Annotated in this window: 3 protein-coding genes; 1 reads left to right on the top strand and 2 read right to left on the bottom strand. The window is 71.6% G+C overall.

The genetic code is table 11. The features are described from left to right. The first annotated feature begins 382 nt into the window (after nucleotides 1-382). Complete coding sequence (locus GKQ77_RS30545) at nucleotides 383-2026, top strand: DNA repair helicase XPB (protein ID WP_219692365.1); 1644 nt, start codon at nucleotides 383-385, stop codon at nucleotides 2024-2026. Nucleotides 2027-2056: 30 nt separating this feature from the next. Here GKQ77_RS30545 and GKQ77_RS30540 read toward each other — a convergent pair whose 3' ends face one another. Both GKQ77_RS30540 and GKQ77_RS30535 read right to left on the bottom strand, forming a co-directional pair. Further along, nucleotides 2057-2410 (bottom strand): hypothetical protein, encoded by a 354-nt coding sequence (locus GKQ77_RS30540; RefSeq protein ID WP_219692364.1) that lies wholly within the window; start codon nucleotides 2408-2410, stop codon nucleotides 2057-2059. After that, on the bottom strand, nucleotides 2370-3241 hold an 872-nt coding region (locus GKQ77_RS30535), incomplete at its 5' end, for a glycosyltransferase 87 family protein (RefSeq protein ID WP_219692363.1). The genes GKQ77_RS30540 and GKQ77_RS30535, both read right to left, overlap by 41 nt.

Raw genomic sequence — 3241 nt, 5'->3', positions numbered from 1 at the left:
GTTCCTCGCGGGTCCCTGGCGGGGCTTGTGTGCGTGTTCCCTGCGGGGCTGTTGTGGCTTGTCGCGCAGTTCCTCGCGCCCCTTACGGGGCTCGATCGGTCTCGTGTTTCCCTGCGGGGCTGTTGTGGCTTGTCGCGCAGTTCCCCGCGCCCCTGACGGGGCTCGATCGGTCTCGTGTTTCCCTGCGGGGGCGTCGTGGCTGGTCGCGCAGTTCCTCGCGCCCCTATCGGGGCGCCCCGTAAGGGGCGCGGGGAACTGCGCGAGCGGCCATACGGCGGCCCGCGCGTGAAGGACCTCCGCGCCCGCCCCGTGAGGTTCCCCGCACCCCCCTGGGGGGGCGATGCGGCACACTGGATGTTTGGCCTAAGGAAAGGGCGCTCGCGTGAACGGTCCCCTCATCGTCCAGTCGGACAAGACTCTCCTGCTCGAGGTCGACCACGAGCAGGCGGACGCCTGCCGCCGCGCCATCGCCCCGTTCGCGGAGCTGGAGCGCGCGCCCGAGCACATCCACACCTACCGCGTCACCCCGCTCGGCCTGTGGAACGCCCGCGCGGCCGGGCACGACGCCGAGCAGGTCGTGGACGCCCTCGTGGAGTTCTCCCGCTACCCCGTCCCGCACGCCCTGCTCGTCGACGTCGCCGAGACGATGGCACGCTACGGCCGCCTCACCCTCTCCAAGCACCCCACCCACGGCCTCGTCCTCACCACCACCGACCGGCCCGTGCTCGAAGAGATCCTGCGCTCCAAGAAGGTGCAGCCGCTCGTCGGGGAGCGGATCGACGCGGACACCGTCGCCGTCCACCCCTCCGAGCGCGGACAGGTCAAGCAGACCCTGCTGAAGCTGGGCTGGCCCGCCGAGGACCTCGCCGGGTACGTCGACGGCGAGGCCCACAAGATCGACCTCGACGAGAGCGGCTGGGCGCTGCGGCCCTACCAGCAGCAGGCCGTCGAGGGCTTCTGGCACGGCGGCAGCGGCGTCGTCGTACTGCCGTGCGGGGCCGGCAAGACCCTCGTCGGCGCCGGGGCCATGGCGCAGGCCAAGGCGACCACGCTCATCCTCGTCACCAACACCGTCTCCGCCCGCCAGTGGAAGCACGAACTGGTGAAGCGGACCTCCCTGACGGAGGACGAGATCGGCGAGTACAGCGGTACGAGGAAAGAGATCCGGCCCGTCACCATCGCCACGTACCAGGTCCTCACGACGAAGCGGAAGGGCATCTACCCGCACCTGGAGCTGTTCGACTCCCGCGACTGGGGCCTGGTCATCTACGACGAGGTGCACCTGCTGCCGGCGCCCGTCTTCAAGTTCACCGCCGACCTCCAGGCGCGCCGCCGGCTCGGGCTCACCGCCACCCTCGTACGCGAGGACGGGCGCGAGTCCGACGTCTTCTCGCTCATCGGGCCCAAGCGGTTCGACGCCCCGTGGAAGGAGATCGAGGCGCAGGGCTACATCGCGCCCGCCGACTGCGTCGAGGTCCGGGTCAACCTCACGGACAGCGAGCGGCTCGCGTACGCCACCGCCGAGGCCGAGGAGAAGTACCGCTTCTGCGCCACGACCGCGACCAAGCGGAAGGTGACCGAGGCGCTGGTCAAGAAGCACGCCGGGGAGCAGACCCTCGTCATCGGGCAGTACATCGACCAGCTCGACGAGCTGGGTGAGCACCTGGACGCGCCCGTCATCAAGGGCGAGACCACGAACGCGCAGCGCGAGAAGCTTTTCGGCGCCTTCAGGGAAGGCGAGATCTCGGTACTCGTCGTGTCGAAGGTCGCCAACTTCTCCATCGACCTGCCGGAGGCCACCGTCGCCATCCAGGTGTCGGGCACGTTCGGGTCGCGCCAGGAGGAGGCCCAGCGGCTCGGACGCGTGCTGCGGCCCAAGGCGGACGGGCACGAGGCCCGCTTCTACTCCGTCGTCGCGCGGGACACCATCGACCAGGACTTCGCCGCGCACCGGCAGCGGTTCCTCGCCGAGCAGGGGTACGCGTATCGGATCGTCGACGCGGATGAGTTGCTGGCGGGGAGCTGACGGAGGGGAGCTGGGCGGGAGCGGCCCTTCTCAGGCTCCCGCCAGTATCGCCGTCGGGACCACCACGACCGACGTGCACGCCAACGCCGTACGCAGCCACGCCGCCCGTGAGTCGCGCGGCGTGAGCCAGCCCGCCGTCAGGCAGCCGAGGCCCCCGAACGCCCCCAGGACGTAGCGGGCCAGCAGTTCCTGGTGCTCCGGAGACGACGGGTTGCCGATGCTCGCGTCGAGCGCGACGATCAGCCAGCCGAGCGCCAGGAGCAGCACCACGGTGGGCGTCGCCAGGGCCAGGGCCAGCACGCGGGAGGGCCGCGGGATGGGGTTGGCCTCGGCGTAGGCGGCGTTACGGGCGGCCCAGGCGGCGCGGGACTCGGCGTGTTCCATGGGGCGAGTCAACCTCGGCGCGCGGGGGCGGCACCTCTGCCCTCGTACTCATGTACGTACTCAAGAGTGGCAGCAGCGCCAGCGCGAGGAGTGGGTACGGCGAGGCCAGCGGCTGCTGCCACCAGGGGAGCCGGAGGTCCAGGTCGCCCTGGTGCGGGAGCAGCCAGAAGGTGCGGGCCAGGAAGAGCGCGGCCACGGCGGCGGCCAGGCGGGGTCTGCCCCCGGCGATCAGGAGGGCCAGCAGCGGTACGCACCACACCCAGTGGTGGGACCAGCTGATGGGGCAGATCAGGAGGGTCGTGAGGGCGGCCAGGAGTACGCCGTGGGGGCTGTGGGCCTGAGGGCTGTGGGCGGTGCTGCGGCGGGCCAGCCACAGGCCGGTGGCGGCCGTCAGGGCGGCGGGGATTGCCCAGGCGAGGCCTGGTTCGGCCTCGTGCAGGGCGCGGGCGATCAGGCCCTGGAGGGACTGATTGTCGACGATCCACGCCTTGCCGACGCGGCCCGTCTCGAAGACGCGGCGCGTCCAGAAGTCGACGGTGGCGGCGGGGAGCGCGAGCGCGCCGAGCAGCACGGTTCCCGCGAACGCCGCCAGGGCGGTCGTCGCCTCGCGTACGCGGCCGGTGAGGAAGAGGTACGCGATGAAGAAGGCCGGGGTGAGCTTGATCCCGGCGGCGACGCCCAGCGCGACGCCTCTGCCCGGGGCGCCGTCCGGTCTGGTCAGGTCCCAGAGGATCAGGCAGGCGAGGGCGAGGTTGATCTGCCCGAACACGATGGTCTGGAAGACGGGCTCCAGCCAGAGGGCGAGGGCGGTGGCGGCGCAGAGGTGGTGGG

This window comes from Streptomyces anatolicus (assembly GCF_019400875.1).
Classification (GTDB): Bacteria; Actinomycetota; Actinomycetes; order Streptomycetales; family Streptomycetaceae; genus Streptomyces; species Streptomyces anatolicus.
This window is presented reverse-complemented; position numbering and strand designations above follow the sequence as displayed.

Coding starts and splice junctions, on each gene's coding strand:
- GKQ77_RS30540 (WP_219692364.1), bottom strand. CDS start 2,410: ATGGAACACGCCGAGTCCCGCGCCGCCTGGGCCGCCCGTAACGCCGCC.